A 25,619-nucleotide genomic window follows, 5' to 3' on the forward strand; every position below is an offset into this window, starting at 1 on the left:
CTGGAACCCGCCGCCGTTCAGGCGGGGCGGATCAGGCCGTTCTCCGCCGCCACGCCGTCGGCACCGGGAAAAGCCGCCGCGATGGTGGCCTGCGGCAGCCCCAGATGGTCGCGCAGCAGCCCTTTGGCGATGGCGCGCAGGTCGCGCGTCGGCGCCAGGTCGCGCTTCTCGAAGAGCTGGCCGTCGGACAGGCCAGGCCAATCGGCCAGCACCGTGCCGCCCTGAACGGCGCCACCCATCAGGAACGCGACGCCGCCGGTGCCATGGTCGGTGCCCTGGGTGCCATTGGCGCGGGCGGTGCGGCCGAACTCGGTCATGATCAGGATGGCGGTCTGTGCCCAGGCGGGGCCGAGCTGCCCGCACAGCGCGGCCATGCCATCATCCAGCTGCTTCAATACCCGCGACAGGGCGTAGTTCTGGTTGGCATGGGTGTCCCAGCCGCCGATCTCCAGCGCCGCCACGCGCGGCCCATTGGGCGCCGCCAGCAGCGTCCCGGCAGAGGCCGCCAGCGACACGAAGCCTCCCTGGGCCGGCGGCTCGCCCATCAGCGCGTCGGCGGCGAAGCCGCGGCCGCGCAACCCATCGCGCACGGCATCGCCCAGCAGCGGGTCGGCGTGCAGCAACTCGGCCATGCGGGCGTAAAGCTCCGGCGGCGGCCGCACCGGGCGTGGCGGCGCCCACATGCCGACCCGTCGCGCGCCGCGCAGCAGCAAGGGCAGGTCGTAGCCCACCGCGAGGCCCCGCTCGGGCTGACCCCGCGGCACCGGCGGGGTCGCTTCCAGCGCCCGATTCAGCCAGCCGGAGGACAGGCGCTCGGGCGCGCCGCTTTCCAGCATATCCTGCGCCTCGAAATGCGAGCGGTTGCGATAGGGCCCGGCAATGGCGTGCACCGGCAGCAGGCTGCCCTCGGCGAAGAAGCGGTGGAAATTCCGCAGCTGCGGCGCCAGGCCGAAGAAGCCACCGCAATCCAGCAGGCCGTCATCCTGGCCCGGCTCCGGCAGCGCCAGTGGGCCGCGCAACGCGCGGTACCGCGCATCCCCATAAGGCGCCAACGCGGCCAGCCCGTCCATGGCGCCGCGCTGGATCACTACCACCAGGCGGCGATCGGCGGCCTCGCCGGCCACGGGTGGCGCCGCCACCGCCAGCCGCGCGTAGCGGGTGGCGGCCAGGGCGGTGAGGCCGAGCAGCAGGCCCCGCCGGCCGATCTCGGGAAGATGGCTCATCGGCGCTGGAACTCCGGGCTGGCAAACAACAAGGCGAGGGCGTCGCGCGGCGAGCCGGCCCGCCTTATGGCCTGCCGGGTTTCTTCCCGTGCCAGGGGGCCGAGCGCGGTGTCCAGCACCGCCATCGGCTCCAGCCGGGCGAAGCGTCCGGCCACGTCATAGCACCAGTCGAGGCGCTGCATCATCGGCTCCGGCCCCAGCCAGCTCGCTGCCTGATCCGGCCAGCCATTGGGCTGACGCGCATCCCAGACGGATTGGTTCATGCGCACGGCGGACGCCCAGGCGAACATCCCCAGCGCGATGCCCTGCGCCCCGCAGGCGCGAAGCGCGGCGGTGGCATAGTCCAGCGGGCTGCGCAGCTTGCCAAGTGGCGGGTCCCAGGCCTGCGGCAGGCGTGGCAAGGCCGCTGCGACCGCCTGCAGGTCGCCGCCGCTGTCACGCAGCACGCCCTCGATCCGGGCAACGGCGCCCGGTGGCGGGTCGTCGGCCACGAAGTGGCGCACCAGCTTGGTCGCCAGGCGGTGGCCGGTCGCCGGATGGCCAGCCAGGAAGCGCAGCGCCTCGGCGGTCGCCTGCGGGCCTTCCTCGAAGCGGCGGCCCATCACGGTCTTGGCGCCCGGTTCATGGCGCTCGGAGCGGAACACCACGCCCAAGGGCTCCTTCCAGCGTTCATTGCCCCAGCCAGTCAACAACCGGGCGAACTCGGTGACGTCGGCCTGGGTATAGCCTGCGGCGGGGGAGACCGTGTGAAGCTCCAGGATCTCGCGGGCCAGGTTCTCGTTCAGCCCCTTGCCGCTCCTGCGGCCTAGCCGGCTGCCGGGCCCGACCGAGGAGGATTGGTCGAGATAGCTCAGCATCGCCGGATGGGTGGCCACCGCCTGCAGCATGTCGGCGAAGCGGCCATTGACGTGCGGCCTGATCGCCTCCCGCAGAAACGGCCCGATGGCCACCGCAGCGCCGTAGCCTGCGCGGCGGGCCACGGTGAAGTGGTTGGCCCAGAACTCGACCAGCCGCTCGCGATACGGCACGCCGGTATCGATCCGCACCGCCTGGGCAGCGATGACCTCGGCCTCGAAATGCAGGTCCACTGGGTGGCGCTGGCCCGGCCTCCGGGTCACGCGCTCGGATCGGTTCAGCACGCGGTAGCCATCCGGCACGGCCGGGGCCGCCGGCCACCCGGCCGGAACCGGCGGCGCCGGGTCCGGTCCCTGGAGTTGAGCGTCGAGCCAGGCCAGCGGATCGGCCGGCAAGGCCTGATCCGGCCGGGATCCGAGACCGAAGCGGATGACGGCCTGCCAGGGATTCATCTCCATGCCGGCCAGCCTAGCACAACCAGATTCGTGAAAAGGAGTCTTCGGCAGCAACCGCAGGTAACAAGCCGAATCGGCAGGCCGGCACAACAGCTTCCGCCGCCAGGCCGTTCGCGACCCTGCCATTCCGTGGTCTCCTCGCCGTCCTCCCCCCTGGGCAAATCCCCCCCTGCGGGGCTATCCCGTCGCCTCAGCCTGAATCTGCGCCGGAGAGATGCTCATGCCCCGTCCGAAGCCCGTGATGCTGGTGATCCTTGATGGCTGGGGCTGGCGGGACGAAATGGCCGACAACGCCGTGCGGCAGGCGAAGACGCCCTGCTTCGACGCGCTGTGGACCGCCGGACCGCGCAGCTTCCTGCACACCTGCGGCGAGGATGTCGGCCTGCCGCCCGGTCAGATGGGCAATTCCGAGGTCGGTCACCTCAATCTCGGCGCCGGGCGGGTGGTGCTGCAGGAACTGCCGCGCATCACCCGGGCGGCGGCCGACGGATCGATCGCGACGCTTCCCGCGGTGACCGGCCTGGTCGGGGCGCTGAAGCGGACCGGCGGCACGCTGCACCTGATGGGACTGCTTTCGCCGGGCGGCGTGCACAGCCACCAGGATCACGGGCTGGCGTTGGCGCGCGCCTTCGCGGCGGCCGGGATTCCCGTGGCACTGCACCTGTGGACGGATGGCCGCGACACCCCGCCGGAAGCCAGCCCGGACTATCTGGCCCGGTTCGAGCCGGCGCTGCCCCCCGGCGCCCGCATCGCATCGCTCACCGGCCGGTACTTCGCCATGGACCGCGACACGCGCTGGGAACGCGTCCGCCGCGCCTACGACGTGATGGTGGAAGGCCGCGGCGACGAGACCGGCATCGGGCATGCCGCCACCGCCGCGGAGGCGATCGCCGCCGCCCACAGGGCGGGCAAGACCGACGAGTTCATCCCCGCCACCGCCATCGGCGACTATGCGGGCATGCGGGACCGCGACGGCCTGCTGTGCTTCAACTTCCGCGCCGACCGGGTGCGGCAGATCCTCACCGCCCTGCTCGACCCCGCCTTCGCCGGCTTCCAGCCGCCGCGCCGGCCGAAGCTCGCCGGCGCCGCCGGCATGACCGAGTATTCCGAGGCGCTGAATCCCTTTCTCGACACCCTGTTCGGTCCGCAGACGCTGAAGGACATCCTGGGCGAGGTGGTGTCGAAGGCAGGCCTGACCCAGCTGCGCATGGCCGAGACCGAGAAGTACCCGCACGTCACCTACTTCCTGAATGGCGGCGAGGAAACGCCCTTTCCGGGCGAGGAGCGGATCATGGTTCCCTCCCCCAAGGTGGCGACCTACGACCTGCAGCCTGAGATGTCGGCGCCGGAACTGGCGGGCAAGGCGGTGGAGGCGATCCATGACGGCCGTTTCGACCTGATCGTGCTGAACTTCGCCAACGCCGACATGGTGGGCCACACCGGCAGCCTGGCCGCCGCCACCCGGGCGTGCGAGGCGGTGGACACCGCCCTCGCCCGGCTGGTCGAGGCGGTGCGCGGCCAGGGCGGCGCGATGCTGGTCACCGCCGATCACGGCAATGCGGAGATGATGCGGGACTCGGCCACGGGCGGCCCGCACACCGCGCACACCACCAACCCGGTGCCGCTGGTGCTGGTGGGCGGCCCGGCCGGTACCGGTCTGGCGGAAGGCCGGCTGGCCGATGTGGCGCCGACGCTGCTGGCGCTGCTCGGCGTCGCGCAGCCCGCCGCCATGACCGGCCACAGCCTGCTGCGAACCGGTTCCTGATGCGGATGGGCGATTGATGCGGCGCCGGCGGGCGCTGCCTCCCGCCGGGCTGCTGCTGCCGGCGGTGCTGCTGGCCGGACTGGCCGGCGCGTCGGCGGGCATGGCCGCGGAGCCGGCGCCACAATCGCTGCAGGAAGCCGAGGCGGCCGCCCGCGCGGCGCGGGACGCCGCCGCCGCCGCCGCCGAGGCCGCCCGCCACGCCGCCGAGGCCGAGCAGGCGCTGGCCGAGCAGCGCGCCGCCGCCGGCCGCCGCGCCGTGGCTGCGGACGAGGCCGCCGCCGCCGCCGAGCAAGCGGCGCGCGAGGCCGCAGCCATCCGTGACGCGGCGGTGGTGGACCTGGGCCGCCGGGCCGAGGCCTTGGCGCCGCTGGTGCCGCTGATGCGCCGGCTCGGGCAATGGCCATCCGAAACCCTGCTGGCGGTGCCGGGCGACCCGGAAACGGCGCTGCGCGGCGCGCTGGTGCTGCGCAGCCTGACCCGCCACCTGTCGGCCGAGGTCGAGGCGCTGCGCCTGGCCCAGGCGGTCGCCGCCGAGGCGACGCGCAAGGCCGAGGCGGAGGCGGAGCAGCTCCTGGCGGCGCGGGCCGAGGTGCGCGCCGCCGCCGCCGCGGTGGAGGAGGCCCTCGCCGAGGCCCGTGCCCGCCGCAGCGCGGCCGAACGGGAGCAGGCTGAAGCGGCGCGCGAGGCCGCGGCCTCGGCCGCCCGCGCCGGCAACCTGCGTGAGGTGGTGGAGCGGCTGGAAAAGGCCCGTGCCGAGCGCGAAGCCGCCGCCCTGGCCCAGGCCCACCGGGACCAGGAGGCCGCCGCCCGCGCCGCACGCCTGCGCGCCGAGCGGGAAGCCGAGGCCCTGGCCGCCCGCCAGAAGGCGGCCGGCGATGCCGCCGAGCGCGCCGCCCTGGCGCGTGAGCAGGCGGCGCTGGAGCGGCAGCGCCAGGCGGAGAAACGAGCGGAGCAGGAAGCCCGGCAGGCGGAACGCGCGCAGCAGGCGGAACGGGCCCGGCAGGAGCGGCGGCAGACCGCGCTGCCGGTGCCGCGCGGCGGGCGCACGGTGCCCGTGGCCGGGCGCGTGTCGCGCGACTTCGGCGATGACGGGGATGGCGGCCCCTCCCAGGGCCTGACCTATCTGGCGCCGGGGGGCGCCCGGGTGGTCAGCCCCTGCGGCGGCAGCGTCGCCTTCGCCGCGCCGTTCCGCTCCTATGGCCAGCTGATCATCGTGGATTGCGGCGGCGGCTACCATGTGGTGCTGGCCGGGCTGGACACGCTGGACACCGAACCGGGTTCCCGCGTGCTGGCCGGGGAGCCGGTCGGGCAGCTCGGCGGCGGCGGTCGTGCCACCTTGTATCTGGAACTGCGGCGCAATGGCCGCCCGGTGGACCCGAAGCCGTGGTTCCGCTTGCGCGGCTGAGGCATCGCACACCGTTAATTGTCGAGAAAGGTTTCAATTTGACCGCAGCCCCCCAAACCGCTCTAGGGTAGGGCTGGACGCCACGCACTGATCGTGGCGATGAATGCGCCAGTCGAATTGAAGGGTCTGCTCGATGAAGCCTGGAATGCGTACCGTCGGCGTGGTGGGTGCCGCCTTCCTGGCCGGCGCCGTGCTGGGTCCGGTGGTGCTGCCGCCGGTGGTCTCCGCCATCGCGCAGGAGAGCGGCAGCCGCGCCGAAACCTACCGGCTGCTGAACCTGTTCGGCGACGTGTTCGAACGGGTGCGCGCCGAATATGTCGAGCCGGTCAGCGACCGCGATGTGATCGAGAGCGCGATCAACGGCATGCTGCAGGGCCTCGACCCGCATTCCTCCTACATGAATGCCCGCTCCTTCCGCGACATGCAGGTGCAGACCCGTGGCGAGTTCGGTGGTCTCGGCATCGAGGTCAGCCAGGAAGGCGGCTACGTGAAGGTGATCTCGCCGATCGACGAGACGCCGGCGGCCAAGGCCGGGGTCAAGCCGGGCGACCTGATCACCCACCTGAACGGCGAATCCGTGCAGGGGCTGACCCTGCAGGAATCGGTCGAGAAGATGCGTGGCGAGCGCGGCTCGGCGATCAAGCTGACCATCCGCCGCCCCGGCGCCGAGACGCCGATCGAGCTGTCCCTGACCCGCGACGTAATCCGCCCGCAGGTGGCGCGCTTCCGGCTGGAAGGCAACGACATCGCCTATGTGCGCCTGTCCTCCTTCAACGAGCAGACCGACACGGCGCTGCGCAACGCCATCGCCACCATGCGCCGGCAGGCCGGCAACAACCTGAAGGGCCTGGTGCTCGACCTGCGCAACAATCCGGGCGGGCTGCTCGACCAGGCGGTGCAGGTGTCGGACGACTTCCTGGAGCAGGGCGAGATCGTGTCCACCCGGGCCCGCCGCCCCGACGACGCGCAGCGCTGGAACGCCAAGCCGGGCGACATCGCCGACGGGCTGCGCGTGGTGGTGCTGGTCAATGGCGGCTCCGCCTCGGCCAGCGAGATCGTTGCCGGCGCGCTGCAGGACCATCGCCGGGCCGTGGTGCTCGGCACCAAGTCCTTCGGCAAGGGCAGCGTGCAGACGGTGATGCCGATTCCCGGCAATGGCGCCATCCGGCTGACCACCGCCCGCTACTACACGCCGTCGGGCCGCTCGATCCAGGCACTCGGCATCTCGCCCGACATCGAGGTGCTGGCGACGCGGGAAGAAGCCAACGCCCCGCTGCGCGACCGCGAGGCCGATCTGCGCAAGGCGCTGCGCAACGACAACAGCACCCACGAGACGGCACCGGTGCCGCCGGTGAACCTGCCGCCGGGCGTGAGCGACAAGGTGTCCCGCCTGCCGCCCGAGGGCGCGCCGGCCTTTGACCCGACCAAGCCCGAGACGGATTACCAGCTGCAACAGGCGGCGACGCTGCTGCGCGCTTGGTCGGCCGCCGAGCCGCAGCGCCGCGCCGCTCGCTGAGGCGGCGGCTGGAGGCAGGCGGCCCATGTCGGACCGGAGCGTCGCGCGCCAGGCGTGGCGCGCGCTGGCCCTGTTCTGGGGCATTGTGCTGGTGGGCGCCGGCGGCACCGCGCTGACGCTCCAGCAGCTCGGCCCGCCGGAGCCACCATCCGCCGCATCGCCGCCGGCCGCGCCCTCCTCCTCCGGCATGGCCGCGGACATCTCCCCGGACGCTTCGCCGCCCGCCACCCTGCCCGATCCGGCGGCCCCCGCGGCTGACGGCAGCCCGGCGCCGGCCACGGAGCCGGTGACCACCGCGCCGCTGCCGCCTGCCGCCGAGCCGGAGCCCTGGCAGGCCCCTCCCGAGGCGCCGCCGCCGCCGCCCCTGCCGGGTGCCCGCAGCGAAGCCGCGCCACCGCCGGTCGCCGCCCCCGATCCTGCCCTGCTGGAACCGTCGGCGCATGGTCCGCTGCCGCGCATCGCCGCCGATAGCCGGCCGCCGCGCCAGGTCTACGCCGCTGCGGCCGGCGCCACGGAGCTGCCGCGCATCGCGCTGGTGATCGGCGGCCTCGGCCTTTCGGCGCCGCGCTCGGAGGAGGCGATCCGCCGCCTGCCGGCCGCGGCCACCCTGGCCCTCGGCACGCTGCCCCTGCGCGCCGACCTGCTGCTGGACCAGGCGCGGCGCCGCGGCATGGAGGTGCTGCTGGCGCTGCCGCTCGACTCGGCCGGTGCCCTGCCGGCCGACCATTTGATGCGCGCTTCCATGCCTTGGGAGGAGAATGCGGAGCGGCTGCTGCGGGCCCTGGGCAGCTTCGCCGGCTATCCGGGCACCATCGGTGCGCAGGGAGGGCAGCGCGGAGAGCGCTTCGCCGCGGATCCGGAGCAGTTGCGCTCCCTCGAAGCGGCCCTCCAGGCGCGCGGCCTGTTCTACATCGATCCCCGACCCGGCGCCCCGGCCCCGGCCGCCGTCTGGGGCGCCGCCGTGGATCAGGTGCTGGACGAGCCCTTGACCGGCGGCGAGGTGCAGTTCCGCCTGGAAGCGCTGGAAGCTGTTGCCCGCCGCCGCGGCAGCGCCATCGGCCTCGCCGGCGAGCCGTCGCCACTGCTGGTCGACCGCATCGCCGCCTGGGCGGCCGGGCTGCCGCAGCGCGGCTTGGCGCTGGTGCCGGTCAGCGCCGTGGTGAAGCCACCCGCCGACACGCCCTGACCGTCTGGAACCTCCGCATGTCCCAACTGCCCTACCGCCGCAATGTCGGTGCTGCCCTGTTCAACGCCGAAGGCCGCGTGCTGATCGCCCGCCGGGCCGACGTGGCGCAGGATGCCTGGCAGCTGCCCCAGGGAGGGCTGGATGAGGGCGAGGATCCGCGCATCGCCGTGCTGCGCGAACTGCGCGAGGAAATCGGCACGGACCACGCCTCGATCATCGGCGAGGTGGCCGAGTGGCTGAACTACGACCTGCCGCCGGAGCTGCTGGGCAAGGCGCTGCGCGGCCGGTATCGGGGCCAGACGCAGAAATGGTTCGCGTTGCGATTCCTGGGCGAGGATTCGGAGATCCGCCTCGACCTCGACCCGCATCCGGAATTCAACGCTTGGCGCTGGGCCGAGCTGGCCGAGCTGCCGCGGATCGTGGTGGCCTTCCGGCGGCCAGTCTACCAGCGGCTGGCCGAGGAATTCGCCCGCTTCGCCGGCAGCTGAGCCGGTGCCCGGCCCCTTGCGCCGCGCCGGGACGCCGCCGATGCTCCGCCTCCCGCAAGAGGAATTCATCATGAAGCTGTTCTACGCCCCCGGCACCTGCTCGCTCGGCATCCATGTGCTGCTGGAGGAAAGCGGATTGCCGTTCGAGCGGGCGCGCATGTCCCTGAAGGAAGGCGACCAGCGCAAGCCCGAGTTCCAGGCGCTCAACCCGAAGGGCAAGGTGCCGACGCTGCAGCGCGATGACGGCTCCGTGCTGACCGAATGGCCGGCCATCGCCTATTGGATCGCGGCCCGGGCACCGCAGGCGAAGCTTTGGCCGGAGGCACTGGAGGATCAGGCACGGGCGCTGGAGGCGATGGACTTCATCGTCGGCACGCTGCACGGCCACGCCTTCTCCCGCCTGTTCAACCAGGCCAAATATGCGCCCAGTGAGGCCGACCACCCCAAGGTGATCGAGCAGGGCCGCGCCATGGTGGCGGCCGGCTTTGCCGTGGTGGAGGACGGCTGGAAGGGTTCCGACTGGCTGCTGCCCTCCGGCTACTCGGTGGCCGACGCTGCCCTGTTCTACGTCGCCTTCTGGGCGGTGAAGCGGATGAACATGACGCTGTCGCCGCGCCTTGCCGCGCATTTCGAACGGATGATGGCCCGTCCGGCGGTGCAGCGCGCGCTGGCCGCCGAGGGACTGGCCGGCTGATGGCGTCCGGTCTCACCCGCAAGCCGTTCTGGTTCCTGCGCCACGGCGAAACCGACTGGAATGCGCGCGGCCTCAGCCAGGGCAACGTGGACATCCCGCTGAACAGCGTCGGCATCGCCCAGGCCGCACGGGCCGCCGAGGCGTTGCGCGGCAAGGAGATCATCACCATCGTCTCCTCCCCCCTGTCGCGGGCGCGCGACACGGCGGAGGCGGCCGGCGCCGTTCTCGGCCTGCCGGTACAGGTGCATGACGCGCTGCGCGAGGTGTCCTTCGGTGCCCAGGAAGGGCAGGAAATGTCCGGCTGGTTCAATGACTGGGTCGAAGGCCACATGACGCCCGAAGGCGCCGAAAGCTTCGCCGCGCTACGCGAACGCACGGTGGGCGCGGTGAATTTCTGCCTGGGGCAGCCCGGCCCCGTGCTGATCGTGGCGCATGGGGCGCTGTGGCGTGCCTTCCGCGCCGAGGCGGGGCTGCCGGCCAATGTGCGCACGCCCAATGCCCTGCCGATGTGGGTCACCCCGCCGCCTCCCGGCGAGGAAGCCTGGCAGTTCGAGCCGTTGGCCCTTGGCTGACGCCAGCCTGTCCCGGCCAGATCCGAAACAGGAACGCCGCTTTCGCGCAACACCCGGAATGAATCATCGATCAGGTTTATTTCATGGGCTGCTTCTAACCTCAAAATTGATTTAGCGTCCGCTCTCCGCCGCCGGCACAATCCATGGGGTCCTTCCCATGGGCCATGCTGGGCGGCGGGGCTGTGGCAGGCCCTGCGTCATCCTGCCGCCGCCATCAGGAGTGACAGGACATGCTGGCTGTGTTGACCTGCGTCCGAGAGCAGCAGAACGGGCTGCTCTTGCTGCTGGCCGGGCTGGTCTGCGTCGCCGGCTGCTGGACGGCTTGCCAGATCGAGCGCAGCGGCGCCGGGACCCGCAGCAGGCTGGCCGTCGCGGCGGCCGCGGGCGGCGGCATCTGGACCGCGCATCTCATTGCCATGCTCGCCCATCTTCCCGCCTGGCCGGCGGGCCACCATGCCGGCCGCACACTCCTGCTGGCGCTTCTGATGCTGGCGGCGGCGGCCTGGGCCTTCGGATTGCGCCGGCGCTTCGCCGCGCCCGTGATCCATGCCGTGGCCGGGGCCGGGCTGGGCCTCGCGGTGGCCGCCCTGCTCTATCTTGACACCGGCGGGCTGGCGATGCCGGCTTCCCTGCGCCTCCACCCGGTGCTGACGGGCGCTTCCCTGCTGCTGGTGGCAGCGCTGTTCGCCGTCGCCTTCACCCGCCGCCTCGAGGGCGATCGCGGGGCGCTCTGGATGGCGGGGCTGATGGGCCTCGGCACGCTGTTGCTGCACCTGGCGGGCATGGCGGCGCTGACCGTGCCGCCGCCAGGCGCGGCGCCGCAGCCGCCGGACGCGTCGGCGGGCGCGCCGCTGGTCCTGATGGCCAGCCTCGCCACGCTGCTGTTGCTGGGCCTCGCCGCCTGGACGGTGCTGCGTCTGGCGCGCGAGCAGGCGGCCCAGCGCGACCGGTTCCATGGCCTCGCGGACGCCACCTTCGAGAGCATCGCGCTGTGTGACTCCGACCTGATCGTGCGCGATCTCAACATCCATCTGGAGGCGCTGCTGGGCGGCCGCGCTGCCACCGCGCGCGGCCGCCCCCTGGCGGAGTTGCTGCAGCTCGATCCCGGCCTCGGCACCGCCGCGCTGCTGCTGGCGGCCGAGCGCGGCGCGGTGCCGGCTCTGCTGCTGCCCGAGGCGGGGTCGGCCGTGCCGGTGGAGATGCGCTCGCGCCGGCTGGACACCGGCTCGGGGCCGCGCATCGTCGCCGCCATGCGCGACCTGCGGGATCGCCGCGCGGCCGAGGCGCAGGCCCGCCACATCGCGCATCACGACGCGCTGACCGGGCTGGCCAACCGCACCGCGCTGCAGCGGCAACTGGAGCACGCCGTTGCCGGTCGCCGCCGCGGCGATGGCGCCTTCGCGCTGCTCTGCCTCGACCTGGATCACTTCAAGGACGTGAACGACCTGCACGGCCATGCCGCCGGCGACGCGCTGCTGCTGGCGGTGGTGGCCCGCTGCCGCGAGGAGTTGCGCCCGGGCGACGTGATGGCGCGGCTCGGCGGCGACGAATTCGTGGTGCTGCAGGGCGGCGCCCGAAGCGAGGAGGAGGCGTCCTCGCTGGCGCGGCGGCTGGTGGCGCGGCTGGCCCAGCCCTTCGACCTTCCCTCCAACATCCAGGTAACGGTGTCCGCCTCGATCGGCATCGCCCTCTGCCCGCTGCACGCCGAGGAGCCCGGTCGGTTGCTGAGCCAAGCCGATCTGGCGCTCTACCAGGCCAAGCGCGACGGCCGGAACGGCTTCGCCTTCTACGCCTCCGCCATGGATCACGAGGTGCGGGAAACCCGCGCCCTGCAGACGGATCTGCGCCAGGCGCTGGCGCGGCGTGAGTTCAGCCTGGTGTACCAGCCGCAGGTGGATGCGCTGAGCGGCGAGACCACCGGCTTCGAGGCGCTGCTGCGCTGGACGCATCCGGTGCGCGGCGAGGTGCCGCCTTCCGTCTTCATCCCGGCGGCCGAGGCCTCGGGGCTGATCCATGAGCTCGGCGCCTGGGTGCGCGCCACCGCCTGCGCCGAGGCCGCGCTGTGGGACCGGCCGCTGCGCATCAGCGTCAATTCCTCCTCCGCCGAGCTGCGCCGCCCGGACTACGTCAGCTCGCTGCGTGACCTTCTGGCCGAAACCGGCCTGGAGCCGACGCGGCTGGAGATCGAGGTCACCGAGAGCCTGCTGCTGGAGGAAGGCGGCCCGGCCATGCCGACCCTGCACGCCATCCGCGCCATGGGGGTCCAGGTGGCCATGGATGATTTCGGCACCGGCTACTCCTCGTTGAGCACGCTGCGGGCCTTTCCCTTCACCCGATTGAAGATCGACCGCTCCTTCGTGCAAGACCTCGACACCAACGTCCAGGCGCTGGCCATCGTCCGCGCCGTGCTCGGGCTGGCGCGGGGATTGAACATCCCGGTGGTGGCGGAGGGGGTGGAGAACCGGCAGCAGCTGGCGATCCTCAGGGCCGAGCGATGCGAGGCGGTGCAGGGCTACCTGCATGGCCGCCCGGCCCCGATCGAGACCTATCGCAGGCTGGTCTGGCTGGACCCGCTGGATGATGCGCTGGCCAGGGCCTGATCCGACGCAGCCGCGCCACCCGGCCCCGGAACCTGGCCATGGTTGTTGCACCTTTGGGCCAGATCGCGTATCTCGCCGCCGCTGCGCTGGCACCCCTGGAGGCCGGCGCAACTGTTTTCGGGCAGCCGCCCGGAGACGGCATGAACGACGCCCGCCGGGCGTCTCAGAGATTTGGAGCCAAGCAATGGTCCAGACCATTCGGATCGAAGGCGAGGCGCGCGAGTTGGCCGGTAAGGGGGCGGCGCGCGCGACTCGGAGGACGGGGCGTGTTCCCGCGGTCATCTACGGCGCGAAGCAGGAGGCGACGCTGTTGTCGCTCGACCCGCGCGACGTGATGAAGGAGTTGCAGAAGGGTGGCTGGCAGTCGCACCTCTATGAGGTCGATGTAGCCGGCCGCACCGAGCGCTGCCTGATGCGGGAGGTGCAGTTCCACCCCGTCAAGGACAACCCGATGCATGTCGACTTCCAGCGCCTGGCGCCGGGTCAGATGATCCGCGTCAAGGTGCCGGTGGTGTTCCTCAACGAGGAGAACGCTCCGGGCGTGAAGGAAGGCGGCGTGGTCAACGTGGTGCGTCGCGACCTCGAGGTGCTGTCCGATCCGGATCAGGTTCCTGACCAGTTCGAGATCGACCTGTCCACCAGCAGCATCGGTGACAGCCTGCGCTGGTCCGACGTGATGGACCAGAAGGGCACCAAGCCGGTGATCACCGGCCGTGACTTCGTGGTGGCCACCATCGCCGCGCCGACGGTCGAGGAAGAAGTCGTGATCGCCGCCCCGGTTGCCCCGCCCCCCGAGGCGAAGGGCAAGGGCAAGGGCAAGAAGTAAGCCGGAAGGATCGGTTCGGTGCTGCTCTGGGTCGGCCTCGGCAACCCCGAGCCGGGCCAGGCGCGGCACCGGCACAACATCGGCTTCATGGCGCTCGACGCCATTGCGCGGCGCCACGGCTTCGCGCCGTGGCGCAGCCGCTTCAAGGGCCTGGTGGCGGACGGCTCGGTGGCCGGCCAGAAGCTGCTGCTGCTGAAGCCGCAGACCTACATGAACGCGTCCGGCGAATCGGTGCAGCCGGCAGCGGCGTTCCACAAGATCCCGCCGGATGGCATCACAGCCTTTCATGACGAGTTGGACCTCGCCCCCGGCAAGGTTCGCGTCAAGCGTGGCGGCGGCGCGGCCGGGCATAACGGGCTGCGCGACATGGACCGGCGGCTCGGCACGCCGGATTACTGGCGGGTCCGCCTCGGCATCGGCCATCCGGGGATGAAGGAAAAGGTCACCGGCCACGTGCTCGGCAACTTCGCCAAGGTGGACACCTGGCTGGAACCGTTGCTGGATGCGGTCGCGGATGCGGCACCCTTGCTGGCCCGCGGCGAGCGGGAAGCCTTCATGACCCGTGTGGCCCTGCTGACTCAGGAGAATTAATCCATGGCGATCGAAGACGCGGCGGCGGATCTGGCGGCCGAGTTCGGCGGCCCCGGCCCCGAGGATCTGGCGAACGGCGCCGCCGCCCTGGCGGCCGGCCTGCTGGCCCAGGCGCAAAGCTTTGCCACCACCGCCGCCGCCCTGGAAACCAGCGACACCGGCCATAACGGCGCCATCGAAGCGGCGGCGGCCCGCGCTTCCCTCGCCCTGTCCATGGCGCAGGCCGTGTCGGAGGCGCAGGGCCCCGCCCGCGCCGGGCTGATCGCGGCGGCGGCCAAAACGCTGGACGTGTCGCTGACCGGCGCCGTGATCCAGCTGCGCGCCGCGGCCCTGTCCCTGCCGACCGATGACGCGGCGGCGCGCATCGCGGCGGCGCAGATCGCACAGGAAATCGCGGCCTCGCTCGGCGCGGCCTGACCATCCATCCCGCGCCGGCGCCGCTGCTGCTGCCCCGACGCCGTTTCCGAGGACCGGCCCATGGGCTTCAATTGCGGTATCGTCGGGCTGCCGAATGTCGGCAAGTCGACCCTGTTCAACGCGCTGACCCAGACAGCCGCCGCCCAGGCCGCCAATTATCCGTTCTGCACCATCGAGCCCAACATGGGCCGCGTGGCGGTGCCGGATGCACGGCTCAACACCATCGCCAGGATCGGCAAGTCGGCCAAGATCGTGCCGACCTCGCTGGAATTCGTCGACATCGCCGGGCTGGTGCGCGGCGCCTCCCGCGGGGAAGGCCTGGGCAACCAGTTCCTCGGCAACATCCGTGAAACCGACGCCATCGTGCATGTGCTGCGCTGCTTCGAGGATGACGACGTCACCCATGTCGAAGGCAGCGTCGATCCGATCCGGGATGCCGACACCATCGAGACCGAGCTGATGCTGGCCGACATGGACAGCCTGGAGAAGCGGCAGCTCGGCCTGCAGAAGCGCGCGCGCGGCGGCGACAAGGATGCGGCCGCCCAGGTAGCCCTGATCGAGCCGATCCTCGCCGGGCTGCGCGACGGCAGGCCGGCCCGCGCCTCCATCCCGAAGGGCGAGGAGGAAGCGGTGCGCCGCCTGCAGCTGCTGACCTCCAAGCCGGTGCTGTATGTGTGCAACGTCGAGGAAGCCTCTGCCGGCACCGGCAACGCGCAGAGCGAGAAGGTGTTCGCCCGCGCCGCGGCCGAAGGCGCCAAGGCCGTGGTGGTGTCCGCCGCGATCGAGGCCGAGATCAGCCAGATGGACGAGGCCGATCGCGGCGAGTTCCTGGAAGGGCTCGGCCTCTCGGATTCGGGGCTCGATCGCGTCATCGCCGCCGGCTATGGCCTGCTCGGCCTGCTCACCTACTTCACGGTGGGGCCCAAGGAAGCGCGCGCCTGGACCATCACCCGCGGCATGAAGGCGCCGCAGGCGGCCGGCGTGATCCACGGCGATTTCGAGCGCGGCTTCATTGCCGCCGAAACCATCGCCTATGACGACTACGTGGCGCTGGGCGGCGAGCAGGGCGCCAAGGAAGCCGGCAAGATGCGGGTGGAAGGCAAGGAGTATGTTATCAAGGACGGCGACATCATGCTGTTCCGTTTCAATGTGTAGCAGCCGGCGGACCACACGCTTTCCGGTATCTTCGCGATAAAATTCCCGTTATGGTTGAGAGAGTGGGTGTGCGCCCACTCCGGCGCCATCAGGAGTCGGCCATCTCCTCGCCGCCGGGCCTGACGGGTTTCCCTTCGCCTTGATTCTCGATAGCGCCACCTTGCTGATCGTCGGCGCGATGATCAGCGTCACCATGGGCAGCCTTTGGTGCGGCCTTTCGCTGGATCGCCGCAGGTCTCCCGGGCTGCGCGAATGGGGATTGTCGCTGCTGCTGGCAGGAAGCGGCAGCCTGCTGCTCGGATTGCGGCACGTCCTGCCGGACTGGGCATCCATCGATGCAGGCAATGCCCTGGTGCTGCTGGCCATCGGCTATGCCTGGATCGGTGCCCGCCATTTCGACGGCCGGCCCGCCGCATGGTGGATGCTGCTGGCCGCTCCGCTGCTCTGGCTGCTGCTGCGCCGCCTGCCGGCCCTGGATACACAGGAGAGCCGCGTTCTCCTGGCCTCCGTTCTGGGCGGCCCCCCGCTGCTGTTCACCGCTGCGGAGTTCCTGCGCCGGTGCAGCGAGGCACCAGGATTCCGCCGCGTCCTTGCCGCCTCCTTTGCGCTGCATGGCGGGCTGATCCTGGCCCGCATTCCCATGGTCCTCGCCGCTCCGGAATGGAGCGGCACGCGCAGCCTGCCGGACGGGCTGCTGGTCCGCATGATCCTGCTGGAAGCGATCCTGCATGCGGTGATCACCAGCTTCGCCCTGATGGTGCTGTTCCTGGCCCGGCGCGAGCGGCAGGCCCTGACGGTGATCGCCGCGGCGCGCGACGACGCGGAGGCGGCCAATGGGGCCAAGTCACAATTCCTGGCCCGCATGAGCCATGAATTGCGCACGCCGCTCAACAGCGTGCTCGGCCTGTCCGACCTGATGGCCCGCGACCGCAACCTGACACCGCCGCAACGCGAGCAGGTGGCGGTGATCGGCCAGGCCGGGCGGCACCTCCTGGCCCTGGTCAATGACGTCCTGGATATCGGCCTGGTGGAGGCCGGGAGGCTGACCTTGCAGCGGGACACCGTGCCGCTGCGGCCGCTGCTGGAGGACGCCGTGGCGCTGCTGCGGACAGAAGCGGACCGCAAGGGATTGGCCCTTGATCTCAGAATGGCGCCGGACAGCCCGGAGGCGGTGCTGGGCGACGCCCGGCGGCTGCGCCAGGTGCTGTTGAACCTGCTGGGCAATGCCGTGAAGTTCACGCCCCCTGGAGGCCGGGTGCGGCTGGCGCTGGGTCCGGATGTGGGCGGCGGGCTGCTGCTGGAGGTGATCGACAATGGCCGTGGTATTCCGGCCACCCAGCGCACCCTGTTGTTCCGCGACTTCAGCCGGCTGCCGCCCCTGCCGGGCGAAGCGGCAAGCGAGGGGCACGGGCTCGGCCTGGCGATCACCGCCAAGCTGGTGGCCTGCATGGGCGGCAGCATCGGCGTGGAAGCGGGAGAGAACGGGCAAGGCAGCCGCTTCTGGGTCCGCCTGCACCTGCCGCCGGCGGCCCTGCCAGCGCCGCTGCCGCCCAGCACCCGCAGCGACCGGCCGCCATGCCGCATCCTGGTGGTGGATGATGTGATGGTGAACCGGCTGGTGGTGCAGGTGCTGCTGCAGGGCGCCGGCCATACAGTGCTGCAGGCACAGAGCGGCGAGGCAGCCCTCGCGCAGCTGGCGCAGCAGCCGGTCGACCTGATGCTGATCGATGTGCAGATGCCGGGCCTCGACGGGTTGGAAACCACCCGCCGGATCCGCGCGGCGGAAGCCGTGGCGCCGGCCCGGCCACGCCTGACCATTGTTGCGCTGACCGGCGAAGGGGGCGCCGTGCAGCGCGAGGCATGCCTCGGCGCTGGAATGGATGACGTGCTGGTCAAGCCGGTGCAGCGCAGCACCTTGCTGGAGATGCTGGCCGCCCTTCCAACACGCGAGGCCGAGGCGCTGCCGCCTGTTCGCTCCTGATCCGCCGGCGCTACGGGGCCGGCACTTCCGGCGGCTAGGCTTCGCCGTCCGGCCGCTCCTGGCGGGCGCCGTCCAGCAAGGCATCGCGGCGCGCCTCGGCCTCCGCATCGCGCGCCTTCTCGGCCTTGCTGCGCCCGAACTTCTCGCGGTTCAGCACCGCCTCGCGCTCCCGCGCCTGCCGGGCGGCTTGCTTGCGATGCCGGTTGAGGTTGACGATCTCCGCCATGCGCCGAGGATAGCGCGCAATCGTCGTGCCGGGAAACCGCCCGGCACCATCTGGAGAAGCCACCATGCAGATCGAACTCGCGGCCGCCGACGGCCATCGCCTGTCCGCCTGGCGGGTCGGGCCGGACGATGCCCCGCGCGCCCTGGTGGTGGTGCAGGAGATCTTCGGCGTGAACCGGCACATGCGCCACGTCTGCGATCTGTTCGCGGCGCAGGGCTATGCCGTGGTCTGCCCCGCCCTTTTCGACCGCGCCGAGCCGGGCGTGGAGTTGGGCTACGGGCCGGAGGACCGCAAGCAGGGCATGGCGCTGCGCGGCCGGATCGACGCCGCCGCCACGCTGCTGGACATCGAGGCCGCAGCCGCCGCCCTGCCCTCCGGCGCCCGGCACGGCCTGGTCGGCTATTGCTGGGGCGGCACCGTGGCCTGGCACGGCGCGACGCGCAGCCAGTGCTTCGCCGCCTCCGTCGGCTATTACGGCGGCGGCATCGCCGCGGCGAAGGAGGAGAAGCCGTCCTGCCCGGTGCAGCTGCATTTCGGCGCCGAGGACCACGGCATCCCCTTGCAGGACGTGGACGCCATCCGTGCGGCGCAGCTCGGCGTGGAGGTGTTCGTGTATGAGGGTGCCGGCCACGGCTTCGCCTGCGAGGAGCGCGACTCCTTCAATCCGGCGGCCACCGATCTGGCGATGGGACGCACCCTCGCCTTTCTCGCCGGCCATCTCGGCTGAACGGCGATGAGCTATCTTCTGGCGGCCGGCATCGCCCTGATCCTGCTGGCCTTCCTGACCTTCGGCGGCTTCGCGGAGTTCGACAGCCCGCCGGTGATCATGTTCGCCCTGCTGGCCATCGGCGCCGTCGTCATGGCATTCCGCGGCCGCAATCCGGACGATCGCTAACGCCGCTTCCGGCGCTCGCGATGCAGCGCCATGCTCGCCATTCCGTTTGCACAGGTCCAACCCGATGCCCGACGCCGATCTTTTCGTTCTCGTTGACCGGATCCGGGAGCAAGGCCATGCCGCCCTCGCCGGCGCCGCGGTGCGGGACCTGTTCGATCCGCGAGGCGGCGCGCTGCGCGGTGCGGCCTGGGCTGGCTTCGTGGCCAGCTGGCACGATCTGGCCCCGGACCGGCACATGGCCGACCAGGGCCGCTACCGCCTGCGGCGGCATGCCGTGTGGCGGCTGTCGGCGGATGACGCGACGCCGCACCGCGCGCCGCACCAGCCGCATTACCAGAGCCTCGATAACAACCCGCTGAATGGCGGCATACAGCGCTGGTTCGAGCCGGTCGAGGATGCGGTGGCAGCGGGCCCGGCCCTGGATGCGCTGCTGCGCGGTGCCCGCGCCGTGTTCGACGCCCTGCGACCCGGCACCGCCTGGCAGGTCGAGGCGCATCAGTTCCGCATCCAGGCGCGCGCCGGCGAAGCCGGCAAGCCGACGCCGGAGGGCATGCACCGGGACGGCGTCGATTTCGTGCTGGTGACGCTGATCGGCCGCCAGAACGTGGCCGGCGGCACCACCGCTATCCGCATCGACGGCCAGTCAGACGATGCCGCCAGCTTCACCCTGGCCGAGCCGCTGGACAGCGTGCTGCTGGACGACCGCCGCGTCTGGCACGGGGTGACGCCGGTGGTGCCGCTCGACCCGGCGCGGGAAGGCCACCGCGACGTTCTGGTGCTGACCTTCCGGGCCACCTGAGCAGGCGGCTCAGGGAATCACCCGCGCCGCCCGAAGCCGCCCGAACAGGGCGAAGAACGCATCATCCGTCGCCTGATAATCGAGGAAGCCGAGCCGGCGGCTCTTGCTCATGTCGGTCACCACCTCGATCGGCCGGCCCAGATCGGCATCCGTGTGCCAAGCCGAGGCCAGGCGGCCGAGATCCGGCTCGGCGAGGCCGCGGCGCTGCGCCAGATCGGCCCAGAGGGGCGCGGCGTCGGCCAGCTGCCGCTCCAGCGGGATGCCCTCACCCGGAAAGGGCGCAGGCTGCAGGCCGAACCAGCCGGCGATGCGCTCCCACATCCAGCTCCAGCGGAACACGTCGCCATTGACCACGTTGAAGGCCTGGTCCCGCGCCGCCGGTGTCAGCGCCGCCCATTCCAAGTGGCGGGCCAGCAGCCCGGCATCGGTCATGTCGGTCAGCCCGTTCCATTGCGCGGCGGAGCCGGGGAACAGGAACGGCCTTCCCGTCTCGCGGCACAGCGTGGCATAGGCAGCGAGCGTGACGCCCATGTTCATGGCGTTGCCCAGGGCGTAGCCGATCACCGTGTGCGGCCGGTGCACGCTCCAGCCGAAGCCGTCCCGCGCGGCCGCGGCGAACACTTCGTCCTCCTGGGCATAGTAGAAATTCTCGATGTCGAGGCGCGGCTGCTCCTCGCGGAACGGGGTCGCCGGCAGGCGGCCCTGTCCATAGGCCTCGAATGGGCCGAGGTAGTGCTTCAGCCCCGTCACCAGCGCCACATGCGCGACGCTGTGGCCCGGTCGCAGCGCATCCAGCAGGTTGCGCACCATGGCGGCGTTCACCCGGATGTTCTCCGCCTCGGTCGGCTGCCGCATCCAGGTGGTGAGGAACACGTGGCTCGGCCGCTGCCCGGCCAGCGCCGTGCGCAGCGACGCAGCGTCCAGCAGGTCGGCCGCCAGCGGCTGCAGGCCCGGGATGTCCGATGGCGGCCGCCGTGCCAGCCCGCCGACCTGCCAGCCGCGCTCCAGCAGATGTCGCGCCAGGTTGTTGCCGACGATACCGCTGACCCCCACCACCAATGCCGAATGCTGCATCATCTCACCCCGGTTTATGTTGCGGCCCGGGAGGTAGGCGGGCCGGCGGCAGGCCGCTAGAAGGCACCCGAAAGGGACATAGTCACCCTGGAGTGCCCATGGCCGCCAAGCCGCCGCCCACCGTTCACGAGGAAGACTGCGCCCCGCGCCGGGTGCTGGAGCTGTTCGGCAGCAAATGGACCAGCATGGTGCTGCACGCGCTGCATGCCCTGCATGGCGGCACCGCCCGCACCGGCGCGTTGCAGCGCAGCCTGCCAGGCATCAGCAAGAAGATGCTGACCCAGACGCTGCGCGAGATGGAGCGGGACGGGCTGCTGTCGCGGCGCGTCTTCGACGTGGTGCCGCCGCATGTGGAATACAGCCTGACGCCGCTCGGCCGCGAGTTCATCGAGCCGATCGAGATGTTGTATGAATGGGGCCGCGCCCATGCGGCGGCACTGGACCGGCTGGGCCAGCGGCCCCGCTCGCGCCGGCGGGGCGGAGCCGCGGTCCCGGGCTGATCCCCCGGGCTGATCCCCCGGGCTGATCCCCCGAGCTGATCCGACGCCGCGCCTCAGCCGGCCAGCGGTGCGTCCGCCATGATCTGGAGGTGGCCGTGGGAGCAGCGCTCCACGCGCGCGGACACGCCATACACCTCCGCCAGCATGGCGGGTGTCAATGTGCGCTCTGGCTCGCCTTCCGCGCAGATGGTGCCATCCCCCAGCACCACGATGTGGTCAGCGAAGCGCGCGGCGAGGCCGAGATCATGCACCACCACCACCGTGACCAGCCCCTTCTCGCGCGTCAATTGCTGCACCAGCCGCATCACCTGCAGCTGATAGCGCAGGTCAAGCGCGCTGGTCGGCTCGTCGAGCAGCAGCACCTCCGGCTTGCGAACCAGCGCCTGGGCGAGCCCGGCCATCTGGCGCTGGCCGCCCGACAGGCGGTCCAGCCCGACCAGGGCCAGATGCGCGATGCCCAGCCGCTCCAGCAGTGCCAGCGCCAGCTCCGCCGCTTCCCGGCCCGAGACCGGCAGTCCGCCGGCGCCGGGGGGGCTGGCCTTCAGCGCGCCCACCAGCGCCTCCATCACCGTCAGTGCGACGCCCTGCGGCAGGCTCTGCGGCATGTAGGTGATGTGCCGGGCGCGCGCCTCCAGCGAGCGGCCGATCATCTCCTGCCCGTTCAGCTTCACCGAGCCGCGCGCCGGCAGCAGCCCCGCGAGGCCGCGCAGCAGGGTGGACTTTCCGGCCCCGTTCGGCCCCAGCAGGGCGGTGATGTGGCCGCCCGCCAGCGACGCCAGGGTGCAATCCCGCACAATGATGCGCCGGCCGTAGCCGAGGGTGAGCCCACCGATCTCCAGCCGTGATGCCGCGGCCGGCGTGCCGGCCTGCCATTCCCCAGCCAGCGGCCGCTGCTGCACGCCCATGCGCGACGCCTCCAATGCGGCGCTCACGCGCGCCGGCCTCGGGTGAACACCAGAACAATGAACACGGGCACGCCCACCAGCGCGGTGACGATGCCGATCGGCACCAGCAGCCCCGGCACCATCATCTTGCTGGCCACGGAAGACAGCGACAGCAGCAGCGCGCCGCAAAGCGCCGAGGCCGGCAGGAAGAAGCGGTGATCCTCCCCCACCAGCAGCCGCGCCGCGTGCGGCCCGACCAGGCCGACGAAGCCGATGGTGCCGACAAAGGCCACCGACACGCCGGATAACAGGGACACGCGCAGCAGCGCCCCGTTGCGCAGCTTCTCGGCATCGACGCCGAAGGACAGCGCCCGCTCCTCGCCCAGGCGCAGTGCCGTCAGCTTCCAGGCGGCGCGGGCGCAGAACGGGATGCATACGGCGAAGGCGAGCGCCATGATGCCGATCTTGGGCCAGGTGGCGCGGGCCAGACTGCCCATTGACCAGAAGACGAGTTGCTGCAGCGCCTGCTCGGTGGCGACGAACTGCAGCAGGGCGACGGCGGCGTTGAAGGCGAACACCAGCGCGATGCCGAACAGCACCAGCGCCTCCACCCCGGCGCCGCGCAGCCGCGACAGGGAACGCAGCAGCAACACCGACAGGAACGCGAACAGGAAGGCGTTGCCCGATAGCAGCCAACTCTGCGGCACCCAGGGAATGCCGACGCCGAGCACGATGGCCAGCGCGGCGCCGAGCGACGCGGCGGAGGACACGCCCAGGGTGAACGGGCTGGCCAGCGGGTTGTTCAGCACCGTCTGCATTTCGGCGCCGGCCAGCGCCAGCGCGCCGCCCACCAGCACCGCCATGATGGCGTAGGGCAGCCGCACGTCGAGCACGATCACCGAGACCGGGCCGCTGGCGGCGGATGGATCCAGCAGCACCCCGACCACGTCGGACAGGCCGAGGCGCGACGGGCCGGTTGCCACGTCCAGCAGCAGCGAGGCGCATAGCAGCGCCACCAGCAGCACCAGGAGCAGCGTCCGCCGCAGCAGCAGGCTGCGATAGCCGCTGGCGGCGTCGGAGGCGGTGGTGGCGAGGATGGCGCTCACTTCAGGTCCGCCCAATAGGTGCCGTCGAGCGGCACGGCCAGGAAGCGCCCGTTCATCTCCGCCAGCGTGGCGGCGGGATCAACATCGGCGAACAGCGCGGGATGGATCCAGCGCGCCAGGGCTTCCAGCGCCAGGATGTTGTACGGGCTGTTGTAGAAATTATGCCACAGCGCATGGGCGTGGCCCTGCTTCACCGCCGTGAGATCCCGGATGCCCGGGCGGGCGGTGGTGCCGCGCAGCCCGGCCAGCGCCTGCTCCGGCGTCACCCCGGCCCCGACGGAGGGGGCGGTGTTGTCCCGGGTATTGGTGCCGCCCGTCGCGATGTACACGGCCGGGTCCTGCTGCAGCACGTATTCCATGTTCAGCGGCCCGAGCGGACCCGGGATCACCGCCTTTCCGATGTTGGTGCCGCCGGCGAAGTCGATGAACTCGCCGAGATTGCCATTGCCAGGCGAGCCGCAGCATTCCCGTCCGCCGCCGGCCCGCATCTCCATCAGCACGGTGGGGTGCGCGGGCTTGGCCTGGTCCAGCGTGCGGACGATGCGGTCGGTCCGGGCCTGCTGCCAAGCCAGGAACTCCTCCGCCTGCCGTTCCCGCCCCAGCGCTCGGCCGAGCAGGCGCAGGCTGGCCGCGGTGTTCGTCAGCGGATGGGCGCGGAAGTCGATGAACAGCACCGGCACGCCGGCCCGGGCGAACTGCTCCACCACGTCGCTGCCCTGGCTCGGCGCGTGGCCGCCCTCGGCGCCCAGCACCACCAGGTCTGGCTGCAGCGCCAGCGCGCGTTCCACCGAGAAGGTCTCGGCCGAGGAGGCGCCGACCACCGGAATGGCCTCGGTCTGCGGGAAGCGCCTGACATATTGCGCGTAGCCGGCTGGGTCGAGGCGCTTGAACTCGCCCATCCAGCCGGCCACCAGCGCCACCGGGTTCTCGCGCTCCAGCAGGGCCAGGGCATGGATGAAGCGCCCTTCCCCGAGCAGCACGCGCCTGGCCGGGGCCTGCAGCACCACCTCCTGACCGGCGATGTCGGTCAGCCGGATCGGCTCCGCCGCGGCCGGCCCCACGGCACCGCCGGGCGTCCAGGCAAACAGCGTCAGCGCCACGGCGCAAAGCAGGCTACGGAGCGTCACGGGCAGACCTTCCGGTGAATAGGCCAGCAATGGATAATCATTCGCAACTGCAGAACAAGCCCTGATCTGCGCCCTCCGCCATGCGCAGGGCGGGACGATCAGCCGGAGGCGCCGGGCCGCCGCCCCACCTGCACCGCCAGCTCGCGCGAGCGGCCGTCGCGCATCAGGGTCATCCGCACCGTCTGGCCTGGCGGGGTGCCGGCCACCGAGCGGATCAGCGCGCGGGAGGTTTCCACCCGGTCGCCATTCAGCGCCGTGACGATGTCGCCGGGGCGCAGCCCGGCACGGGCCGCCGGGCTGTTGCGCTCGATGCTCTGGATCTGCACGCCGCGGTTGCGGCCGCCGGGTGTGGCTTCCTCGCCGATGTCCTGCACCGCGACGCCGAGCCAGCCCCGCTCCACCCGCCCGTCGCGGCGCAGTTGCTCGATCACGCCGCGCGCCAGGTCCGACGGGGTGGCGAAGCCGATGCCGGCCGAGGCGCCGGAGGGCGAGTAGATGGCGGTGTTGATGCCGATCACCTCGCCCGATGCATTGAACAGCGGCCCGCCGGAATTGCCGGGGTTAATTGCGGCGTCGGTCTGGATGAAGTCGTCGAATGGCCCGGCGCCGATCTCCCGCCCGCGCGCCGAGACGATGCCCGAGGTCACGGTGCCGCCGAGGCCGAAGGGATTGCCGGCCGCCAGCACCCACTGGCCGACGCGCACCGCGCCCGAGGCGCCCCAGGGCACCGAGGCCAGCGCCGTGCGCGCCTCCACCCGCAGCAGGGCGAGGTCGGTCAGCTCATCGGTGCCGACCACGCGGGCCGGCAGCTCCGTGCCGTCCTGCAGCGCCACCACGACGCGGGCAGCGTTGCCCACCACATGGTTGTTGGTGACGATGAAGCCGGCGGGGTCGATCACGAAGCCGGAGCCCGCGCCCTGCACCTGCTGCCGGCCGCGCCGCTCACGGAAATACCGCTCGAACGGCGTGCCCCTCAGTTCGGGCGGGATCTGCGTGGTGGTCTGCTCCGACAGCACGGCGATGTTCACCACGGCCGGCAGCACGTGCTCGGCCAGATCGGCGAAGTCGGGCACCGTGGTGCGGCCGGCGCTCCATTGGGCCTGGGCGGGCGCGGCACAGGCGGACAGCACGGACAGGCCGGCAAGGCCGAGCAGAACGGAGCGGCGGGGTGCAGGCATGTGGCAGGGCATCCTTCGTGCAACGGCCGGAACGGCATCTCGCAACAGCATATAGTCGCTGCGCTAACAATGCAGAGACGTCTTCAGGGGGTTGCAGCGTG

Annotated in this window: 25 protein-coding genes; 17 read left to right on the plus strand and 8 right to left on the minus strand. The window is 71.8% G+C overall.

Going from position 1 to position 25,619, the window contains the following annotated elements; genetic code table 11:
• Positions 1-17: 17 nt before the first annotated feature.
• Together D2K64_RS08365 and D2K64_RS08370 are read right to left on the minus strand one after the other, a co-directional pair.
• On the minus strand, positions 18-1,223 hold the full coding sequence (locus tag D2K64_RS08365; protein ID WP_120007779.1) for a DUF1501 domain-containing protein: 1,206 nt from the start codon (positions 1,221-1,223) through the stop codon (positions 18-20).
• The gene (locus tag D2K64_RS08370; RefSeq protein WP_120007781.1) at positions 1,220-2,536 is read right to left on the minus strand and encodes a DUF1800 domain-containing protein; all 1,317 of its coding nucleotides are present in this window, start codon (positions 2,534-2,536) and stop codon (positions 1,220-1,222) included. The genes D2K64_RS08365 and D2K64_RS08370 overlap by 4 nt, the downstream gene beginning before the upstream one ends.
• Positions 2,537-2,753: 217 nt before the next feature.
• Between D2K64_RS08370 and gpmI the strand changes: the two genes are divergently transcribed.
• From gpmI to D2K64_RS08440, 13 genes are all read left to right on the plus strand, one after another.
• Complete coding sequence (gpmI, locus tag D2K64_RS08375) at positions 2,754-4,298, plus strand: 2,3-bisphosphoglycerate-independent phosphoglycerate mutase (RefSeq protein ID WP_120007783.1); 1,545 nt, start codon at positions 2,754-2,756, stop codon at positions 4,296-4,298.
• A gap of 16 nt (positions 4,299-4,314) precedes the next feature.
• Complete coding sequence (locus D2K64_RS08380; RefSeq protein WP_120007785.1) at positions 4,315-5,703, plus strand: murein hydrolase activator EnvC family protein; 1,389 nt, start codon at positions 4,315-4,317, stop codon at positions 5,701-5,703.
• A gap of 145 nt (positions 5,704-5,848) precedes the next feature.
• Entirely contained in the window at positions 5,849-7,219 is a 1,371-nt protein-coding gene (locus D2K64_RS08385) for a S41 family peptidase (protein ID WP_238384086.1), read from the plus strand.
• A gap of 25 nt (positions 7,220-7,244) precedes the next feature.
• The gene (locus D2K64_RS08390; RefSeq protein WP_120007789.1) at positions 7,245-8,405 is read left to right on the plus strand and encodes a divergent polysaccharide deacetylase family protein; all 1,161 of its coding nucleotides are present in this window, start codon (positions 7,245-7,247) and stop codon (positions 8,403-8,405) included.
• Between the two features lie 17 nt (positions 8,406-8,422).
• Positions 8,423-8,893 (plus strand): RNA pyrophosphohydrolase, encoded by a 471-nt coding sequence (locus tag D2K64_RS08395; RefSeq protein WP_120007791.1) that lies wholly within the window; start codon positions 8,423-8,425, stop codon positions 8,891-8,893.
• A 70-nt stretch (positions 8,894-8,963) separates the two neighbouring features.
• A complete protein-coding gene (locus tag D2K64_RS08400) occupies positions 8,964-9,587 on the plus strand; it encodes a glutathione S-transferase family protein (protein WP_202910592.1) in 624 nt (207 codons plus the stop codon).
• Positions 9,587-10,159: a histidine phosphatase family protein gene (locus D2K64_RS08405; RefSeq protein WP_120007794.1), complete on the plus strand. Its 573-nt coding sequence runs from the start codon at positions 9,587-9,589 to the stop codon at positions 10,157-10,159. The genes D2K64_RS08400 and D2K64_RS08405 overlap by 1 nt, the downstream gene beginning before the upstream one ends.
• A 230-nt stretch (positions 10,160-10,389) precedes the next feature.
• Entirely contained in the window at positions 10,390-12,759 is a 2,370-nt protein-coding gene (locus D2K64_RS08415) for a putative bifunctional diguanylate cyclase/phosphodiesterase (protein ID WP_157985772.1), read from the plus strand.
• A gap of 184 nt (positions 12,760-12,943) precedes the next feature.
• The gene (locus D2K64_RS08420; RefSeq protein WP_120007800.1) at positions 12,944-13,585 is read left to right on the plus strand and encodes a 50S ribosomal protein L25/general stress protein Ctc; all 642 of its coding nucleotides are present in this window, start codon (positions 12,944-12,946) and stop codon (positions 13,583-13,585) included.
• 18 nt (positions 13,586-13,603) lie between these two features.
• Complete coding sequence (gene pth, locus D2K64_RS08425) at positions 13,604-14,176, plus strand: aminoacyl-tRNA hydrolase (protein ID WP_120007802.1); 573 nt, start codon at positions 13,604-13,606, stop codon at positions 14,174-14,176.
• Positions 14,177-14,179: 3 nt separating this feature from the next.
• A complete protein-coding gene (locus D2K64_RS08430; RefSeq protein WP_120007804.1) occupies positions 14,180-14,593 on the plus strand; it encodes a hypothetical protein in 414 nt (137 codons plus the stop codon).
• A gap of 60 nt (positions 14,594-14,653) precedes the next feature.
• Positions 14,654-15,748: a redox-regulated ATPase YchF gene (gene ychF, locus D2K64_RS08435; protein ID WP_120007806.1), complete on the plus strand. Its 1,095-nt coding sequence runs from the start codon at positions 14,654-14,656 to the stop codon at positions 15,746-15,748.
• A gap of 139 nt (positions 15,749-15,887) precedes the next feature.
• A complete protein-coding gene (locus tag D2K64_RS08440; protein WP_157985773.1) occupies positions 15,888-17,729 on the plus strand; it encodes an ATP-binding protein in 1,842 nt (613 codons plus the stop codon).
• Positions 17,730-17,763: 34 nt separating this feature from the next.
• Here the strand turns inward: D2K64_RS08440 and D2K64_RS08445 are convergent, their stop codons facing one another.
• Positions 17,764-18,021, minus strand: coding sequence for a DUF4169 family protein (locus D2K64_RS08445; RefSeq protein WP_238384087.1), 258 nt, complete (start codon positions 18,019-18,021; stop codon positions 17,764-17,766).
• Between D2K64_RS08445 and D2K64_RS08450 the strand changes: the two genes are divergently transcribed.
• From D2K64_RS08450 to D2K64_RS08455, 3 genes are all read left to right on the plus strand, one after another.
• A complete protein-coding gene (locus D2K64_RS08450; protein WP_120007812.1) occupies positions 18,020-18,682 on the plus strand; it encodes a dienelactone hydrolase family protein in 663 nt (220 codons plus the stop codon). The genes D2K64_RS08445 and D2K64_RS08450 overlap by 2 nt on opposite strands.
• A gap of 6 nt (positions 18,683-18,688) precedes the next feature.
• Positions 18,689-18,850, plus strand: coding sequence for a hypothetical protein (locus tag D2K64_RS24310; protein WP_157985774.1), 162 nt, complete (start codon positions 18,689-18,691; stop codon positions 18,848-18,850).
• 64 nt (positions 18,851-18,914) lie between these two features.
• On the plus strand, positions 18,915-19,649 hold the full coding sequence (locus tag D2K64_RS08455; protein ID WP_120007814.1) for a 2OG-Fe dioxygenase family protein: 735 nt from the start codon (positions 18,915-18,917) through the stop codon (positions 19,647-19,649).
• Between the two features lie 9 nt (positions 19,650-19,658).
• Here D2K64_RS08455 and D2K64_RS08460 read toward each other — a convergent pair whose 3' ends face one another.
• Entirely contained in the window at positions 19,659-20,723 is a 1,065-nt protein-coding gene (locus D2K64_RS08460) for an SDR family oxidoreductase (protein WP_120008112.1), read from the minus strand.
• Between the two features lie 98 nt (positions 20,724-20,821).
• Here D2K64_RS08460 and D2K64_RS08465 point away from each other — a divergent pair, with 98 nt between their 5' ends.
• The gene (locus D2K64_RS08465; RefSeq protein WP_120007816.1) at positions 20,822-21,223 is read left to right on the plus strand and encodes a winged helix-turn-helix transcriptional regulator; all 402 of its coding nucleotides are present in this window, start codon (positions 20,822-20,824) and stop codon (positions 21,221-21,223) included.
• Between the two features lie 53 nt (positions 21,224-21,276).
• Here D2K64_RS08465 and D2K64_RS08470 read toward each other — a convergent pair whose 3' ends face one another.
• The 4 genes from D2K64_RS08470 to D2K64_RS08485 all read right to left on the minus strand — a co-directional run bounded on the left by D2K64_RS08470 (position 21,277) and on the right by D2K64_RS08485 (position 25,518).
• Positions 21,277-22,155, minus strand: a complete 879-nt coding sequence (locus tag D2K64_RS08470) for an ABC transporter ATP-binding protein (protein WP_238384088.1) — start codon at positions 22,153-22,155, stop codon at positions 21,277-21,279.
• Positions 22,152-23,213, minus strand: coding sequence for a FecCD family ABC transporter permease (locus tag D2K64_RS08475; RefSeq protein ID WP_370764595.1), 1,062 nt, complete (start codon positions 23,211-23,213; stop codon positions 22,152-22,154). Before D2K64_RS08475 ends, D2K64_RS08470 begins: the two co-directional genes overlap by 4 nt.
• Positions 23,210-24,340: an ABC transporter substrate-binding protein gene (locus tag D2K64_RS08480; RefSeq protein ID WP_157985775.1), complete on the minus strand. Its 1,131-nt coding sequence runs from the start codon at positions 24,338-24,340 to the stop codon at positions 23,210-23,212. Before D2K64_RS08480 ends, D2K64_RS08475 begins: the two co-directional genes overlap by 4 nt.
• 98 nt (positions 24,341-24,438) lie before the next feature.
• Complete coding sequence (locus D2K64_RS08485; protein WP_120007821.1) at positions 24,439-25,518, minus strand: S1C family serine protease; 1,080 nt, start codon at positions 25,516-25,518, stop codon at positions 24,439-24,441.
• Positions 25,519-25,619: the final 101 nt, after the last annotated feature.

This window comes from Teichococcus vastitatis (assembly GCF_003604215.1).
Taxonomy (GTDB): Bacteria; Pseudomonadota; Alphaproteobacteria; order Acetobacterales; family Acetobacteraceae; genus Pseudoroseomonas; species Pseudoroseomonas vastitatis.